Below are 16,407 nucleotides of genomic sequence, written 5' to 3'. Positions count from 1 at the left end.
GAAAAGAATTACCCGTTTTGACACGTTGTCCTCAGTTACCCGTTTTGACACTTGTCCTCAGTTACACGTGTAGTGAAGCTAGTTGGGTCGATGACAGAAGCAATTGATGCATATTCTTCTAGACCTGTGATGTCTTGGTTGGCTTGCTGACCACAGTTTGAATTGTGTTGTACGTGTGCATATGAGCTTTGAGCATCTGCATTTGTATCGGCATGTGCAAATGACGCTGCTTGAGCACCTCCTGCGGAAATAAGTAGTGCGCTTACTGCTGTGATCAATGTCTTTTTCATCTTGTTCCTCTCCTTTTCCTTTTGGGATACTTATATCATAACCCCGCACTATGAGAAGACTCTGTGATGATTATTAAGACTTGATGAGAGAACTAAGAGAACATTTTAATGTTTAATCCCGAAAAAAAAGAGCCTGCAGTTACTGGCTCTTTACTAATAAGTCTACAGCTTCTTTCACGAGCTCTTCTTTAGATTGAGGGTTATCAGATAACTCCTCGTTTTCAATGCAAGCTATTAAGTTTGTACTAACGATTAACCCGATTGTACGATCGATTCCTGAGCGAGACGCAGACAGCTGTGTAATCACGTCTTTGCATTCGTCTCCAGCTTCAATCATCCTTAATACACCGCGGATTTGACCTTCAATTCGTTTTAGCCGGTTAACCACTTTTGTATCGTATTCCATGAATCTGCCCCTCCCCCTTCTTTTCATTCATACTATACCCCTTCTGGTATCCGGTCAATTAATTCCCTTTCCAGTCCTCTAGGTTGCGCGAAATTGTTCGAATTGTGTTATACTTAGGGATGTATTATGTTCCAAAACCATAGGGCCAACCGCAAGACGCACTGTCTGTTTTACTGAATGGCCATGGGTCTTCACAATTAGAACGTACACGAAACAGACTAGAGGAGGGATTCGTTTGGCTTTTCCGCGTAAGGAACATCCAGTCTCTGATTTCATTGCAGCCCGTCATATTGGTGAAAAAATTTCATTCATCCGCAACGGTGTTTATGTCATTGGAGCGATCCACAAAATTTTAGAGAACTCCGTTATTGTTGAAATTTCCGAAGAGGATGCTGAACAAATTGGTGCAGCCTCTACATTGACGGTTGTCGCACACAAAAATTACACGGTCGTATAATCCTAGATTCGACAACCTCCGGCAGAATGTATCATTTCTGCCGGTTTTGTTGTCTGTCTACTTTTAAGAAATCGCATCTTCTGGATTTCTTATACATATAATAGAAGGAGGAATTATTAAAAGTATGAAAGAACAGTTATTAGAACGCTTCATTCGCTATGCGAAAATTGACACTGAATCAGATGAAAGAAGTACGTCAACCCCATCCAGTTCCAAGCAGTGGGATTTGCTGCATCTATTGAAAGAAGAACTGAATACGATTGGGTTAGTAGATATCACATTAGACGAAAATGGGTATTTGTTCGCTACCTTGCCTGCAAATACGGATAAAGAAATTCCTGTCATTGGATTTCTTGCACACGTAGACACATCACCTGACTACTCTGGGAAAAACGTGAACCCTCAACGCCACGACAACTATGATGGCAGTGATCTTGTTTTGAACGAAAACACGGTATTATCGGTTAGTCGCTTTCCTGAATTGAACAATTATATTGGACAAACGATGATTACGACGGACGGTACGACATTACTTGGTGCTGATGATAAAGCCGGTATCGCTGAAATTATGACAGCTATGGCCTACTTGCAAGAGCACCCAGAGATCAAGCACGGTAAACTGCGCGTTGCATTTACACCAGATGAAGAAATCGGGCGAGGACCTCATAAATTCGACGTAGATGCTTTCGGGGTCGACTTTGCCTATACAATGGACGGCGGTCCACTCGGAGAACTGCAATATGAAAGTTTCAATGCAGCTGGAGCACGCGTCACCTTCAAAGGAACGAATGTCCACCCAGGTACTGCAAAAGGCAAAATGGTGAATTCAATCTTACGTGCTCAAGAGTTCCAAGCAGCTATGCCTGCGTTAGAAGTTCCTGAGTTGACAGAAGGACGCGAAGGATTCATCCACCTGATGGACATTCAAGGCTCTGTTGAAAAAACAGTGTTGGAATACATCATTCGTGACTTCGACAAAGAATCGTTCGATGCGCGCAAGCAGCTATTTTTCGATACTGCAGCTCAAATGAAGTCAGATTACGGCGAGGATTCAATCGTTCTTGAATTAGAAGACCAATATTTCAATATGGGCGAAAAGATTAAGCCTCATATGGAAATTGTCGATATTATTTCAGAAGCATTCGACAAATTAGGAATCTCACCAATTGTTGAACCGATTCGGGGCGGAACAGACGGTTCTCAGCTTTCTTATATGGGTATCCCAACTCCAAATATTTTTGCAGGCGGTGAAAACTTCCACGGCCGCTATGAATTTGTATCTGCAGAAACGATGGAAAAAGCAGCACAAGTTATTATTGAAGCTGTAAAACTTTACGAATCCCGCGCATAAGGAGGCATTACCATGAAAGGAATATGGCTGGGCGTACTTGCCGCTGTCTTTTTCGCGGTTACATTTGTGCTAAACCGCTCGATGGAACTTTCGGGAGGCAGTTGGATGTGGAGTGCGTCCCTCCGCTATTTCTTCATGGTTCCGTTTCTATTTGCAATCGTTGGTGCACGAAAGGGTCTCGGAGCGGTCAAGCGTGAAATGACCGCCAAACCGTGGCCCTTTTTCGCATGGAGTTTTGTTGCCTTTGTGCTATTTTATGGCCCGTTAACTTTTTCAGCAGCCTACGCCCCAGGCTGGCTGCTGGCAGGAACTTGGCAATTGACGATTGTCGCGGGGGTCTTACTTGCCCCTTTGTTTTCCATCACTCTGGAAACGAAGAATGGTAAACAACAAGTTAGACAACGGATTCCTCTTCCATCACTTATGATTTCACTCGTCATTCTGGCAGGCGTGGTCTTAATACAAATTCCGCATGCTCAATCCGTTACAGCGAAAGCCCTGGCATTTGGGACATTGCCTGTCCTTGTAGCAGCCTTCGCCTATCCTCTCGGCAACCGTAAGATGATGGAACTGTTAGGCGGATCACTCGATACGTTTCAACGGGTACTTGCCATGACACTGATGACAGTCCCCGTCTGGTTTGCACTTTCACTCTATGCATGGGCTACTGTCGGACTTCCTTCCCTCAGCCAGCTCGGTCAGTCATTCGTAGTCGGGGTGAGTTCCGGTGTCATCGCAACGACTTTGTTCTTCATGGCAACGGATCTTGTCCAACATGATCAGGGACGTCTTGCTGCAGTGGAAGCGACACAGTCCCTAGAGCTTATTTTCGCTATGGCTGGTGAAATGCTGCTCCTGAACTTGATGCTTCCTGGTCCTCTTTCTTTAGCCGGTATCGCTGTTATTATTATCGGTATGTCACTGCATAGCTGGCAAACTGCTGTCGCCGCCAAACGGCAGTTACAAGCATATCCATAAAAATACTGCCCGAACGTCAGACAACCTGACGTTTCGGACAGTCTCTATCATTACTTCTTAGCTGCCTCATATTCCCCGAGTAATTCAACTGCTTCTTCAGCGAGACTCGTATCTATCGCCTTGTTAAAGTCGATATCTCCGATAATCGCACCGTTCGCTTTATACATGTCATATTGCTTTTGAATGTCATCTACAAACATTTTGCCATCTGGATCGAGACCTGTTACGAAGACTTTATCCCATAATTCCGCATCTTTCAACGCTGTATGCTTCACCATGATGTCGATGATTGCATCCTCATCTACCTCTTCAAAGAATGCGTCGTTGTAGTCCCGTACCCCTCGTAAATAGGCAGACATGAAGCGGATAGACAATTCTTCGTCTTCCATGAATTGCGGTGAAGCGAGTACCATTGCAATCTGTGATTCTGGAGCATAGTCCGTTGCGTCACCGAAGCGCAAGTGGAATCCTTTGTCTATTCCCTGTGCGATCAGCGGCTCAATATTGAGCGCAGCATCAATTGTTCCAGAGTCAATCGCTCCGAGCATCGCACCAAAGTCAGCGATGTGAACGTATTCTACGTCATCCTCTGTAAGTCCCGCATGCTTCAGCATTTCCTCGTAAATATATCCATCAATTGAATTGCGTGATGATACTGCAATCTTTTTCCCTTTGAAATCCGGATAGTCTTTAATGATGTCTTTCATGTGATTGCCAATGACGAAAGAGAAATACGATTCACCTGGCATGTTGTGCCCTTTATCCGCAATGATTCGTACATCGATTCCTTGAGCGATTGCGTTGAAGAACGAAGCTGTCGAAACTCCGCCGGCAATCGAGACTTCCCCCGCAGCAAGTGCTGGAAGCATATCATCACTATTCGCGAAATTAGTAAATTCCACGTCAATGTTATAGGCATCGAAATACCCGCGTTCCTTCGCAATATAAAATCCAGCCCCGGACGCCGCGCCATCTTCTGCGATAACGACTTTCGTACGTTTTTCAAGCGGTGCTAGCTGATCTGTTTCAGCTCCATCGCTAGGTTTTGTCACCGGCGCAGGCTTCGTTGTTTCCTTCTCAGCGCATCCTCCAAGTACAACCGAAACACCTAATATAATCGACAGCCAACCCACTTTCATCCACTGTTTCACACGCTTCCCCTTTCGTCATGTTCTCGATTTCTGCACTTCTTTTTGCAGATGCTGCCAGATGTCAACAAACTGTGCCGCCAATTCAGGATCTTTTCGGATTTCCTCGATTTTTCGCGGACGCGGCCGGTCAATTTTCACTTCCTGAATGATTTGCCCTGGCTGAGCACTCATAAGTAAGATTCGATCACTGAGCATCAATGCTTCGTCAATACTATGAGTGATGAACAGCACCGTCTTTTTCGTTTCTGCCCAAATACTTAACAATTCTTCTTGAAGAATAAACTTGTTTTGTTCATCCAATGCTGCAAATGGTTCATCCATCAACAAAATTTCCGGGTCATTGGCAAACGCACGTGCAATACTGACACGCTGCTTCATACCTCCAGACAATTCACTTGGGTAAAGATTAGCAAATTGGGTGAGACCGGTTTTCTCCAAATAATAAGCTGTTTGTTTTGCAATGACATCTTTCGAAGCCTTACGCATCGAGAGACCGAACGCAACATTATCTTCCACTGTCATCCAAGGTAAAATCCCTTTTTCCTGAAACACCATCGATTGCAGCGGGCGCTTCGATTGTTCAGCGTTAATCTTAAAAGTTCCGGCGCTATGTTTCTCAAGTCCTGCCAAAATGCGGAGCAGCGTAGTTTTCCCGCATCCGCTCGGACCTACCAGACAGACAAACTCACCGTCTTCAATAGAGAGAGAAATATGTTGCAACGCCGTTACACTTCCTGTTTTCTTCACGAAAACTTTCGTCAAATCATCAATTTCAATTTTAGGGGGCATCCGTTCACCTCCATGGCAGCAGTTTTTTCTGAAGACCCCTTAACAGCAGTGAGAACAAATAACCAAAGAACGAAATCATGATCAATCCAACAAACATATTTTGGAGAAGAAATGCTTTGTACGACGTCCAAATCAGATAGCCGATACCGGAAGTTGCACCCATCATTTCCGCCGCCACGATTGTTAACAGCGCAATCGCCTGCCCCATTTGTATTCCTTCCAACATAACCGGCAGTGCCCCAGGCAGTGCGATTTTGAAAAAGAATTGAGACTTGCTCGCCCCATAGTTGTTCGCGACATCTAGGTATATTTTGTCGATGTTAAGAACACCTGCAGCCGTATTAATGACGACTGGGAAGAAAACACTTCCTGCAATTGTGATGACTTTCGACAAATCTCCAATTCCGAATAGAATAATGATGATCGGAAGCAAGGCTAGTGTAGGAATCGGCATGAGTGCCATCACAAGAGGCGAAACAAAGTGCCGAATCGGCGTAAATAGCCCCATCATTAGTCCTATAATGATTCCGGGAATTACACCTGCAAGAAATCCTAATGCAATCCGGTACAAGGAGACACCGACATGTTCTGCGATTGCTCCGCTAACTAGCAGTTCCCAGAATGTATGCAGAATCGCGGTCGGCGGTGGGAAGAAACGGATATCCATGACACCTGTTCGTGACATGACTTCCCAGAGCACGAGTAAAAAAACGGGTGAAACAATTGTGAGCAACTGCTGCAATCGTGCTTTCGTCTGCTGACGTTTCCATTCGGCTCGTTCTACGCGCACTGGATCCTGCGCAAGTTTACCTGACTGAGTCACTTTCACCACCTCACCTCAATCTATGCGCCGGCCTACTAGGCTGGGTGGGCATCTGCACAAAAAAAACTCCGTACCCCATTTTATTGGGATACGGAGTTTTTTTAAACTGTCTTTGTGGCTGTCTTCTTAATATCACGTCGGGCTGCATAGATGTTAGCAACAATTACTTTCGCTACTCCATATACAGGAACGGCTACGATAATTCCTACAAATCCCGCGATGTTACCGGCTGCAAGAAGGAGTGTAATGACTGTAAGCGGATGAATGTCGAGTGATTTCCCCATGACATTCGGCGTGATAAAGTTACTATCGACCTGATTCGCAATTAATGTAATGACTGCAACCCATATGACGAGTTTTGGATCTTGGGCGAATGCAATTAAAATCGCTGGCATTACTGCAATCCATGGTCCGATGAATGGTATCAAATTCATAAATAATGTGAAAATCGCAATCAACAATGCATATTGCAAGCCGATAATCCAATATCCAATTAGGATTATTGTCGCCAATATTGCGCTGATTAAGAATTGACCTTGAATATAACTGCGTAATACATGGTCAATGTCATGGATCGTTTTCTTGACCCATTCCCTACGTTTTCCACTAAAATATTTATAAATATTCGGTGCAAGCTTCTCGTGATCCTTCAACATAAAGATGAAGAAGAAAGGTACTAGCACTAGCAGAACAATTGCCTGGACAAACGATTGCAGGAAAGCTACGAACCAGCCGCCAAATTTTAATGCATAATCCTGTATTTTGTCTGCTGCACTATTGAGTGACTGTTCAAGTTGCGGAGGCAAGTCTTTTTTCTGTTCAAGTGCCACGTCCTTTAAATGTGTCAGTTCCTTAGTGATTTTTGGACCATTATCGACTAACGTATTAACCTGGTCGGCAATAGGAGGGCCGACAAGTGCCCCAAATCCGTAGATACCGCCTATTAATATCACAAAAATGATTAGGATGCTTCCCCATCTTGGTACTTTCCGCTTTTCTAGGAAACGTTGGATCGGTTCTGTCATGTAATACAGTACACCTCCTAAAACGAGCGGCAGGATGATGGCTTTGGCAATAATACCAACCGGTGCAAAGATGTAATTGATTTCTAAAAAGAATTTAATAATCAATAATGCCAGTAAAATGGCGACACCTGATTGGAACCACAACTTCTTAGTCAAGATATAGCCTCCTTTCCAATTTATATATTGTTTAGTTGTTATTAGTATACGAGTTTCCGTGCATCGTGTCGAACACGGAACAAAAAAAATCACCCCTTTAAGATAAGGGATGATCTCTATTTCAGTTAGTCGCGCATTTCTAAGTAAGAAAGCGATACTTTCAAGTTCGCATTGCGTTCACGGATAGCGTCAAGAAGTACTTGGTCTTTTGTTTCGACTTTATTGCGGATGGCAAATGTATATAAGATCATCGTTCCCAGATTCGTTGTTTCCACTTGCCGAAGCTGATAAAAGTCAGTTTTTTCATCCAAAATATCATCTAATAAGTTTTCGTGATTCAAGTTCTCAGGCACAGTCACTTTCAACAGCTGTGTATCTTTTCCTTTGCCATAATCTACTTTGTACAAGAAGTAGAAAATCAAGCTAGCAAACAGTGTCAACACAATTGCAAGCGGGAACTGCATTAGCCCCGCCGTCATCCCGACACATAGTCCGAAGAAAATGTAAGCAATGTCTTTTGCGTTTGTCACGGCACTTCGGAAACGGATTAAAGAGAATACAGCGAACAACCCAAATGCAACTCCAGCATTACCGCTTACTACATTCATTACAACCGACACAACCACACTTATCATAATGATTGTATGAACAAACGCTTGTGAATATCGCTCTCCTGTAAACGTGATTTGGTACACTTTTGTAATGATTAAACTAAGTACAAATGCTAAAACCATTGCTGCCAAACTCATCCAAATAGTTGGGGCACTTTCTAATCCATTAGATGAAAACAAGCTCGTGATCTGATTCATTTTCTATTCCTCCAATTGTTGGTTCTTCTAATTCTTTCGGTTCCATATAGCCTGATTGTGGTAACGCATCACTGCTCAACAGTTCCATACTCGTGCAAAACTTTGACGCACTGCGCTGTTCGCAATTCAATTCTTGCAAAATACGGGCTAGCCATAGGGGTACGGCATGGTCTACTTTAACTTCTAAAACAACAAGATCCGAGTCGATAAAATAATCACCATAAGGGCCATTCTCGATATGCAGATCGTGTTTCCGACATTTTAGATCGAAATCGAACGTAATCCGCAGTTCTGGATCGGTCACACCGTGAAGCGCGTGGCGACTGTAACTCACGACCATTTCCGGTTTCAAATCGTAATACTTTCGGAAATAATCGATTTCCTTCATCACTTGGGGATTAGACGTCTCAATATCGGAAAAATCCTCTTTATAATCACCCTCGAGGTAGCGGTATGCTTCCCGAAGCGGCAATATCATTCGACGCTTGTTAACTACTTGTTTGTGTCTTTGCTTCACTTCAAAAAAAGCAGTACTATTTAAATCTGCTTCGTCGTATACACGTAAACGAAGTTTTTGGCGGTACTTCAACTTGTTTTTCGTTTCAAAGTAAATAGATTTGTCTGGACTATCGAAGTAAAGACTCGTAACGGAATAACTGCCTTCCGTCCCATTCTTAACATTACGCATTTTAGGACTAATACGATCTACCAATTCTTCATATTGACGGCGTGTGATCAAATACTTCTGTTCTTTTCTGCTAAAGATCTCGATCGCCATGTGATTCCCTCACTTTCAGTTATCTTGTCTTTGTAGGGTTAACTTTACATAACTAAAATGTGAACACGATGAAGGATTCATTAGAAAACGATGAGAATATAAAATTTTTGTATGTTTTTCTCGAAAGTGGGCAAGCTATGCGGGAATCGAATGTTAATGAGGAGGTATGTTTCGTTATGAAAAAGACAGCACTAGTGGCTCTCGGTCTTGGGGTTGCGTATCTAATGCGCAATGAAGAATCCAGGAATAAGATGATGAAACAGCTTGACTCATTCGCAGGAAGCAGTTCAACCAAATAAGCTCTGCTCTAGGTTCGTTACAAGTAGCCGGGAGTAAATTCCGGCTACTTGTTTGTTTTCCTTAAATTTGGGGAATTAAATACATACTACACTTTTTTTAAGGAGGCTATCCACGTGAAGAAAAAACTAGCACTTGCAGCAATCGGTTTCGGTGCTGCCTATCTCATGCGCAATAAAGATGCACGTGACAAACTGTCTAAGCAATTTGATGACTTTGCTAACACACCCATGCGCGGGGATAAGAAAAAAGAAACCGATCATTCCGGTCACAGTAAAAGTGTTTTTGACAACTAAGTTTTTACCAACAAATCAGTACAAAATGCTCTCGATTTCGAGAGCATTTTTTTGTTTGCCATCACATAGAAGTATCCAGTCTGCCTTCTAAAAAAACAGTCAATTCCCTTAGGAACTGACTGTTTTTAGACAAATCGATTTTCAAATCCTAAAATAGGGATACGATCCTCTTTTAAACAAATACTTTGAATTGGTATTTCTATCATATATTCATCAGTTCCGTAAGGTTGTAATTCGATCTTCTTAGCTGCAAATGTATTGTTAGTGACAAGTTTCGTCATTCCAGTAGAAGAATCAATCGTTTCTACAGCAAATCGATATCCTTCTAAAATTGCATAGGGAACAATTTCGTAAGCATCGTCCAACTCATTTACATTAACTGCACGAAACAATGAGTCTTTGGATCCCCCCATTTTAGAAAAGCCATTCTCAATCTCTGATATATTTTTGGTCATTAAATAAATTTGTTTGTTTCTAGAACTGATTTCGTACTCTTTTTCCTTCCAACGCGCAAATCTCCCTCTGCGAATCATCTCATCACCTCCGAGGAATTCGTGACTCTCTTTCTTTCAGTATACAAACAAAGTAGATTTTTCAAAAGACATGAATCGACCTATTTGTCAGTTGAGAGTGAAGCCTTATTATCTTGTTATCTTATTAGTCGGTAATATCTATACCCCTTACTTTACTGTGTTTAACCTATTGTACATAGGGGTATAAAATCACTATCAACTTATAGGAGGTTTTTTGAATGAGTGAAGACAAAGGTTTTTCTGACAAAGTAAAAGGTGCCGTCAATAAAGCTAAGGGCGAAGCAAAAGACCAGTATGGTAATGCGACCGGAGATGCATCGAAACAGGCAGAAGGTAAATGGGATAAAGCTAAAGGCGAAGTACAAGAAAAAATTGGTGACATGAAAGACGATCACGATCGTCACTAAGACAAATAAAAAAGGTTGAACGGATGTCCATGCCACATCGACATCCGTTCAATCTTTTTCCAATTAAAAGCCGACTTTATGAAAGTCGGCTTTTAATTATAGATTATTTGTGTTGACCCGTGGATATCTTCCTGCGTTTTCATCTACTTTTACTTCTTCCTCATCTGCATTTTCAAGCGTAGCACCACTATTTGAAAGTTCACTTGCACTGTCCGACTCCGCCACTTCTGGTGGGCTTTGTGTTTCCTCTGACAGAGTATATCTTGGTGATTTTGGGTCATCTAACACGAACAAAGCGACCCCGCCATCCTTGACCTCATTATAGAATGCCTGAGTTTGCTGTTCATTAAAGCCAAGTTGCTCAAATGCCTCTTTTGCCGGTTGGTCATCAGTGAAGAAGAACTTTAAACGACCAAAGAAGCTATCTTGTTCTTTTGTTGCTAATACGATGTCTGTCTGATTCTCTAACATACGATCATTATCATCTGAATTCGACACTGCAAAAATCTCATCTTTTGTATAAGCCAGCGATTTAAGTTCTGTAATTTTGACTAGCACATTGTCTATGGAATGGAATGTGCCAACATACCGTTTCTGTTTCATTGTCGATTCACTTCCTTTTTTAATTTTGATAGCTGATTCTTTTAGTACTATCTATTCCCCAATTTATAGCTTTTAGAAACAATTATTTAATTAATGTTTATATTTCCGTTAATAAGTCAATACTGTAAGTATCAAGCAGAAGGAGTGAACACTTCCTATGGACGTTAAAGGCAAAGTTGAAAGTGAACTGAACAAAATGGACAGTGAAAAGAAAGAAGATATTTTACAGAATTTCAGTCGATTCAAAGAATATCTCTCGGACAAAGTATCTAAAGGTGAAAAACTTGGACTTAGCGAAGAACAAATGACGAAGGCAGCAGAATTTGTAGCAAGTTATCTTGCTAAACACGAGGAACCAAAAAATCGCGAGCAATATGTACTCCAGGAACTTTGGAAAGTCGGAGATAAAGAAGAGCAACAAGCACTGTCCAGTCTCTTGCTAAAACTCGTCAAAGCGGAGTAACTCCTAAAGGAGGAACCACATATGGAAGACAACAAGAAATCTTTCACATCAGAAGATCGAAAAAAAGTAATCGAACCACACATGGACAATCCAGAAGGTATCAAAACTGACAAAGAGTCCCTTTTCGATATGCATGAAGATATGCAGACCGTAGACGCAATTCCAGTAGAAGATACTCGTATGGAATGGGAAGAAGAGAAGCCTGAAAACCACAGAAAATCTAAAGACCAATCTTCCAGCGAAGAAAAGTATGAAGGCAGATAAGTAAACGAAGACACCTTGCTTAATGAAGGTGTCTTTTGTTTATGTTCATTTCCCGGGAAATATTAAGAGGTCTGACATCTATATAGTAAAACCGTTCCTAGCGTGGTATACTAATTCGCTTAGGAGGAAATACATTATGAAACTTTGGATATATCCGCTGCTAGTCATCATTGCTTCAAGTAGTTACGGGATTCTGTCTTCAATTGTTAAATTGGCCATAAAAGATGGTTATACAGCTTCTCAAGCGGTTACTAGTCAATACTTTATAGGCTTTTTAATAGCTTTATTACTATATCTCGTCATTCGACATAGCCGGCCACGTTTTGGCGGGGGTTGGACACTGATACTCGCAGGATTTTTTACAGCTTTAACAGGAATCGTTTACGGTAAAACGGTAGAATATATGCCCGCTTCACTTGCAGTCGTTATGCTTTTTCAATTCACATGGATTGGTATGCTTTTTGACTGTATCGCTTCACGACGCCTTCCAAAGCGCATAGAGGTGTTTTCACTTGTCTTTTTATTCACAGGAACAGTTTTCGCTGCGGGTATCTTAAATGTCGATTTAAGCGGTATCCCTTGGCAAGGATGGGCATTCGGACTTGCTTCTGCAACCAGTTTTGCATCCTTCGTGATGGCTAATCAAAAAGCCGTTGAAGGAATGGATACCACAACTCGCCTATTATTCACTTCATTATTTGCAGCAATTGTTATTCTGTTTTTCCAATCACCTGAAATTGTTTGGAGTGGACAATTGTTTACAAGCAGCCTTTTGATATATGGACTAGTCCTTGGATTATTTGGGATTATCATTCCTATTTATCTTTTTTCAATCGCTGTACCAAAAGTAGGTACAGCAATGACGTCTATTCTTAGTGCCATGGAACTTCCAGTAGCGATGACTGCTTCTGTTATTTTAGTTGGTGAGCACATCACTTTCATTCAGGTGATCGGAATTTTCATTATATTAATCGGTATGACATTGCCTTCTCTAGAACAACGACGACTAAATCATAATAAATACAAAACGTCTGAATTGCACTAATGCAATCCAGACGTTTTTGCATACTGAAGACTGAACTCGTACAATGAATGAAATGAAAATTTTTTCTACAGGGAGGATTTCAATTATGTTAAAAGATCGCCTATATTATCAAGACCCCTACCAAATAAGTTTCACCACCGTGGTGAAACAGCAAGCTGTCGATGACCACGGACGTCCTTTTGCGGTCCTTGAGAATACAGCATTTTATCCAACTGGAGGAGGTCAACCTCATGACACTGGATATATCGCGACCATCGCAGTTGTCGATGTAGAAGAAGTAGATGGAGAAATTCGTCATTATCTAGAAAGTCCACTACCATCTATTGGTACGGTTTCTGCTGAAGTTGACTGGAAGCGACGTTTTGACCATATGCAACAACATACCGGACAACACATTTTAACAGCCGCTTTCGTAGAGCTGTACGGCTACCCCACTGTCAGCTTCCATCTTGGCCGTGAAATCGTCACAATCGACTTAGCCACAGAATCGATTTCAGCGGACGAGCTGCAGGCTGCAGAGTCACTTGCCAATGAAATCATTTTGGAAAACCGCCTCATTGAACAGAAATGGATTACGAAAGATGAGTTATCCGCTTATTCTCTTCGGAAACAAGTGAGTGTGGACGAAGAAATCAGACTTGTAATTATACCGGAATTCGATACAAATGGCTGCGGTGGGACACACCCGAGTTCTACCGGACAAATCGGATCTATCAAAATACTGTCCACAGAAAAGCAAAAAAAGAATACACGTGTTCACTTTGTATGTGGAAAGCGTGTTCTAGATACCCTAGGAAGTGTCTACCATGAATTATCAGACGTTGCGAAGCAACTGAGTGCGCCAATGGATCATGCAGCAGAAGCAACACAACAATTACTCGAAACACAGCGCACACTCGAGAAACAGCTGGACGGAGTAAAAGAACAATTACTTGATGTGGAAGCAACCATACTTGCTGAAGAAAAGTCCACGATTATACGAAAAACGTATACAAATCGATCCATGCAAGAATTACAAAAACTTGCCCGTAAAACGCTTGCTCTGCGGAATCAGGCAATAGTTTTACTCGTTTCCGATGACGGAGAAAAATTACAGTTCGTTGCGTCTCGAACGAACACACTCACACCTGACATGAGAACTGTTTCATCCATTGCACTGCCTGTTATTGAAGGTAAGGGCGGTGGCTCGGCGTCTACTGTGCAAGGCGGAGGCGAACGGCTTATTTCAGCGGAAGAGCTTTTGCAGTTGCTCGAACGTTCCATTCCTGTTCATGCTTAAAGTAAAAAGAAACTCCTCCTCTTTGTGATTTCCACAAAGAGGAGGAGTTTCTTTTGCTTATTTCTTTCCGATAACTGCTTCCCAATCAATTGTACCTGCTTTGATTTCATCACGGCGTTCTTTTGTCATAGAATCACTAGGACGGCCGCCTTCCGGCCAATCTGTATCGTGGTGAGCAAATTCAGGACGATCTTGTGACAGAATGAATGCTGAAACGTCCGCAACTTCTTGTTCGGAGAGACTTCCAGGGTTTCCTACAGGCATGTTGTTGTGAATATAGCCCGCCATTTTTGTCAGGCGTGCAATTCCTGCACCATCGTTAAAGGACCCTTCTCCCCATAAAGTTGGACCAGTGTTTGAGCCAGTTCCACTGCCATCATCTGCGTGACATGTTGCACAAGATTGCTGATACACCTTTTCTCCATCCGCAAGACTTGGAATCGGCATGTCGTCTACACTATTCTGATGTCTCCAAGGCAGCTCAGCGCCTACAGGAATTCCTTCAGAGATGTATGTCATATACGCAACCATAGCTTTTAAATCTGGATCATCGCTTTCAAACTTTGTACCGTTCATGCTTCGTACCATACAACCATTGATGCGGTCCTCTAACGAAACAATTTTACCAGAGCGGCCGATATACATAGGATATACGGCAGACATTCCGACAAGTGAAGAAACTTCACTGTCTAAGCCTGCGCCTGCGTGACAACTAGTACATGAAAGTTCATTGACTAGCTTTTCTCCATCTTCAGCTGTTGCGGCTTCTCCCCGCAATACAGTAGATGTGTCATTCACTAATTCATATCCACGTGTAATCGCTTCACCAAGTTCCCCGTCCGGCACGTCATCCATAGACGGTGGATTGTGCGCTATTTCTCCATTCCCCGTCCCTTCAGGCTGGGCCACTTCAGTGATATCTTCAGCTTCGGATGCTTTGTTTGTTTTTAGTTGGAAAGACATTAGGACGATTGTGAGGGCAAAAATTGCCACTAATACAGGTAGTACTAAAGTTGATGTTTTTCTCATTTTTATTTACCCCTTCCTTTTGAGACCATGGTACCAAACCTTTAAACACAAAGATATGGCATTAAAACAATCCCCCTCGAAATAGGGAAACCCCTTAGTTCCCCTAAAAAGGTCCACCACACAGAAAAGCACTCACAGGATCTACCGTATGAGTGTGTTGTATTATTTGTGACTAAGAACTTTTTCCCAATCGATTGTACCATCCTTTACCTGCTGCTGTTTTTCTTTGTTCATAATGTCTTTAGGTCCATCGCCGTCTGGCCAATCATTGGCGCTGTCCTTAAATTCTGGCCGCTCTTGAGAGAGAATGAATGCCGACACATCTGCTGCTTCTTGAATCGTCAGTGACCCCGGATCTGTTAATGGCATATTCTTTTGAACGAAGCCTGTCATTTTTGACATTCTGCCCATCCCTGCCCCGTCGTTGAATGACCCATCACCCCAAAGTGCGGGACCGGTAGTTGGACCTGATCCTGCCCCGTCTGTCGCATGACAGGCAACACAAGATTGCTGAAAAATGGCATTCCCTTTGTCAACATTCGGAATCGGTACTTCATCTACTTCATTTTTCCCTAACCACGGCAAATCCGCTCCTTGTGGAACTCCTTTAGAAATGTAAGATAAGTAGGCCGCCATTGCACTTAAATCTTCATCGTCTTCTTCAAATTCAACGTAGTTCATACTGCGCACCATACACCCATTAATACGATCTTCAATCGTTGCAATTTTGTTATTCCGGGATCGATATTTAGGATATTTCGTCGTCACACCAACTAATGAGGATACGTTCTCATCCAAGCCAGCACCCGCATGACAGCTCGTACATGCTAACTGACTCATAACTTCCTCGCCATCATTTGCCTGCGCTTTTTTTCGTAATTCGTTTGATGTATCCATCATAAGCGCGTATCCTCTTTTAATGGCTTCCCCCTCAGGTCCTTCCGGTACATCCTCGATTGCAGGCGGATTATGCGCGATATCGATATCTTCCAATACCTCTTCAATGTCTCCATTTGCAATCGCCTGCTGATTCTTTTTACTTTCTTTTAATTCATTCGCCATAACAAATATGGTGACTGCCCCGATAATGGCCAAAATTCCTAAAACTACTGTTGATTTGTTTTTCACTATGCCCCTCCTTCCAAACTTCTTATGAATGATTCATTTCTTGCATATTT

General features: G+C 42.4%; 22 protein-coding genes. 10 read left to right on the top strand and 12 right to left on the bottom strand.

The genetic code is table 11. The annotated features are described in order from the left end of the window. Positions 1–35: 35 nt before the first annotated feature. Both QT716_RS00300 and QT716_RS00295 read right to left on the bottom strand, forming a co-directional pair. Positions 36–290, bottom strand: a complete 255-nt coding sequence (locus tag QT716_RS00300) for a hypothetical protein (protein WP_317933669.1) — start codon at positions 288–290, stop codon at positions 36–38. A 139-nt stretch (positions 291–429) separates the two neighbouring features. Then, a complete protein-coding gene (locus tag QT716_RS00295) occupies positions 430–696 on the bottom strand; it encodes a metal-sensitive transcriptional regulator (protein ID WP_317933668.1) in 267 nt (88 codons plus the stop codon). Between the two features lie 235 nt (positions 697–931). Between QT716_RS00295 and QT716_RS00290 the strand changes: the two genes are divergently transcribed. The 3 genes from QT716_RS00290 (at position 932) to QT716_RS00280 (ending at position 3,482) form a co-directional block, all read left to right on the top strand. Beyond that, entirely contained in the window at positions 932–1,153 is a 222-nt protein-coding gene (locus QT716_RS00290; protein WP_317933667.1) for a DUF2187 family protein, read from the top strand. A gap of 124 nt (positions 1,154–1,277) precedes the next feature. After that, complete coding sequence (gene pepT / locus QT716_RS00285) at positions 1,278–2,504, top strand: peptidase T (RefSeq protein WP_317933666.1); 1,227 nt, start codon at positions 1,278–1,280, stop codon at positions 2,502–2,504. Between the two features lie 12 nt (positions 2,505–2,516). After that, positions 2,517–3,482, top strand: a complete 966-nt coding sequence (locus QT716_RS00280; protein ID WP_317933665.1) for a DMT family transporter — start codon at positions 2,517–2,519, stop codon at positions 3,480–3,482. 50 nt (positions 3,483–3,532) lie between these two features. Here the strand turns inward: QT716_RS00280 and QT716_RS00275 are convergent, their stop codons facing one another. The 6 genes from QT716_RS00275 to QT716_RS00250 form a co-directional block, all read right to left on the bottom strand. Continuing rightward, entirely contained in the window at positions 3,533–4,621 is a 1,089-nt protein-coding gene (locus tag QT716_RS00275; protein ID WP_317934221.1) for an ABC transporter substrate-binding protein, read from the bottom strand. A gap of 27 nt (positions 4,622–4,648) precedes the next feature. Next, a complete protein-coding gene (locus QT716_RS00270) occupies positions 4,649–5,422 on the bottom strand; it encodes an ABC transporter ATP-binding protein (RefSeq protein WP_317933664.1) in 774 nt (257 codons plus the stop codon). 4 nt (positions 5,423–5,426) lie between these two features. Beyond that, positions 5,427–6,254 carry an ABC transporter permease gene (locus QT716_RS00265; RefSeq protein WP_398291776.1) on the bottom strand — a complete coding sequence of 276 codons (828 nt, stop codon included), beginning with the start codon at positions 6,252–6,254 and terminating at the stop codon, positions 5,427–5,429. Positions 6,255–6,346: 92 nt separating this feature from the next. Beyond that, positions 6,347–7,426 carry an AI-2E family transporter gene (locus QT716_RS00260; protein WP_317933663.1) on the bottom strand — a complete coding sequence of 360 codons (1,080 nt, stop codon included), beginning with the start codon at positions 7,424–7,426 and terminating at the stop codon, positions 6,347–6,349. 125 nt (positions 7,427–7,551) lie between these two features. Further along, positions 7,552–8,235, bottom strand: a complete 684-nt coding sequence (locus tag QT716_RS00255; RefSeq protein WP_317933662.1) for a DUF4956 domain-containing protein — start codon at positions 8,233–8,235, stop codon at positions 7,552–7,554. Next, on the bottom strand, positions 8,204–9,013 hold the full coding sequence (locus QT716_RS00250; protein ID WP_317933661.1) for a polyphosphate polymerase domain-containing protein: 810 nt from the start codon (positions 9,011–9,013) through the stop codon (positions 8,204–8,206). The genes QT716_RS00255 and QT716_RS00250 overlap by 32 nt, the downstream gene beginning before the upstream one ends. A 176-nt stretch (positions 9,014–9,189) precedes the next feature. Here QT716_RS00250 and QT716_RS00245 point away from each other — a divergent pair, with 176 nt between their 5' ends. Continuing rightward, positions 9,190–9,312 (top strand): hypothetical protein, encoded by a 123-nt coding sequence (locus tag QT716_RS00245; protein WP_317933660.1) that lies wholly within the window; start codon positions 9,190–9,192, stop codon positions 9,310–9,312. A 114-nt stretch (positions 9,313–9,426) separates the two neighbouring features. After that, positions 9,427–9,606, top strand: coding sequence for a hypothetical protein (locus QT716_RS00240; protein ID WP_317933659.1), 180 nt, complete (start codon positions 9,427–9,429; stop codon positions 9,604–9,606). Positions 9,607–9,731: 125 nt separating this feature from the next. On the opposite strand, the gene QT716_RS00235 is transcribed toward QT716_RS00240, so the two are convergent. Continuing rightward, positions 9,732–10,139, bottom strand: coding sequence for a hypothetical protein (locus QT716_RS00235; protein ID WP_317933658.1), 408 nt, complete (start codon positions 10,137–10,139; stop codon positions 9,732–9,734). A 218-nt stretch (positions 10,140–10,357) separates the two neighbouring features. Between QT716_RS00235 and QT716_RS00230 the strand changes: the two genes are divergently transcribed. Beyond that, positions 10,358–10,546 (top strand): CsbD family protein, encoded by a 189-nt coding sequence (locus tag QT716_RS00230; RefSeq protein ID WP_317933657.1) that lies wholly within the window; start codon positions 10,358–10,360, stop codon positions 10,544–10,546. A 96-nt stretch (positions 10,547–10,642) separates the two neighbouring features. Here the strand turns inward: QT716_RS00230 and QT716_RS00225 are convergent, their stop codons facing one another. Beyond that, positions 10,643–11,149 carry a general stress protein gene (locus QT716_RS00225; protein WP_317933656.1) on the bottom strand — a complete coding sequence of 169 codons (507 nt, stop codon included), beginning with the start codon at positions 11,147–11,149 and terminating at the stop codon, positions 10,643–10,645. 157 nt (positions 11,150–11,306) lie between these two features. Here QT716_RS00225 and QT716_RS00220 point away from each other — a divergent pair, with 157 nt between their 5' ends. The 4 genes from QT716_RS00220 to QT716_RS00205 all read left to right on the top strand — a co-directional run bounded on the left by QT716_RS00220 (position 11,307) and on the right by QT716_RS00205 (position 14,200). Then, the gene (locus QT716_RS00220) at positions 11,307–11,612 is read left to right on the top strand and encodes a DUF3243 family protein (RefSeq protein ID WP_317933655.1); all 306 of its coding nucleotides are present in this window, start codon (positions 11,307–11,309) and stop codon (positions 11,610–11,612) included. 21 nt (positions 11,613–11,633) lie between these two features. Continuing rightward, positions 11,634–11,876 carry a hypothetical protein gene (locus QT716_RS00215; RefSeq protein ID WP_317933654.1) on the top strand — a complete coding sequence of 81 codons (243 nt, stop codon included), beginning with the start codon at positions 11,634–11,636 and terminating at the stop codon, positions 11,874–11,876. Between the two features lie 136 nt (positions 11,877–12,012). Then, positions 12,013–12,921: an EamA family transporter gene (locus QT716_RS00210; protein WP_317933653.1), complete on the top strand. Its 909-nt coding sequence runs from the start codon at positions 12,013–12,015 to the stop codon at positions 12,919–12,921. 85 nt (positions 12,922–13,006) lie between these two features. Continuing rightward, positions 13,007–14,200, top strand: coding sequence for an alanyl-tRNA editing protein (locus QT716_RS00205; protein WP_317933652.1), 1,194 nt, complete (start codon positions 13,007–13,009; stop codon positions 14,198–14,200). A 57-nt stretch (positions 14,201–14,257) separates the two neighbouring features. Here the strand turns inward: QT716_RS00205 and QT716_RS00200 are convergent, their stop codons facing one another. Next, the gene (locus QT716_RS00200) at positions 14,258–15,229 is read right to left on the bottom strand and encodes a c-type cytochrome (protein ID WP_317933651.1); all 972 of its coding nucleotides are present in this window, start codon (positions 15,227–15,229) and stop codon (positions 14,258–14,260) included. Between the two features lie 162 nt (positions 15,230–15,391). After that, positions 15,392–16,357, bottom strand: coding sequence for a c-type cytochrome (locus QT716_RS00195; RefSeq protein WP_317933650.1), 966 nt, complete (start codon positions 16,355–16,357; stop codon positions 15,392–15,394). Positions 16,358–16,407: the final 50 nt, after the last annotated feature.

This window comes from Sporosarcina aquimarina (genome assembly GCF_033253705.1).
GTDB classification, from domain to species: domain Bacteria; phylum Bacillota; class Bacilli; order Bacillales_A; family Planococcaceae; genus Sporosarcina; species Sporosarcina aquimarina.
Note: the sequence above shows the minus strand (reverse complement) of the source record. Positions and strands in the feature narration are given on the sequence as shown.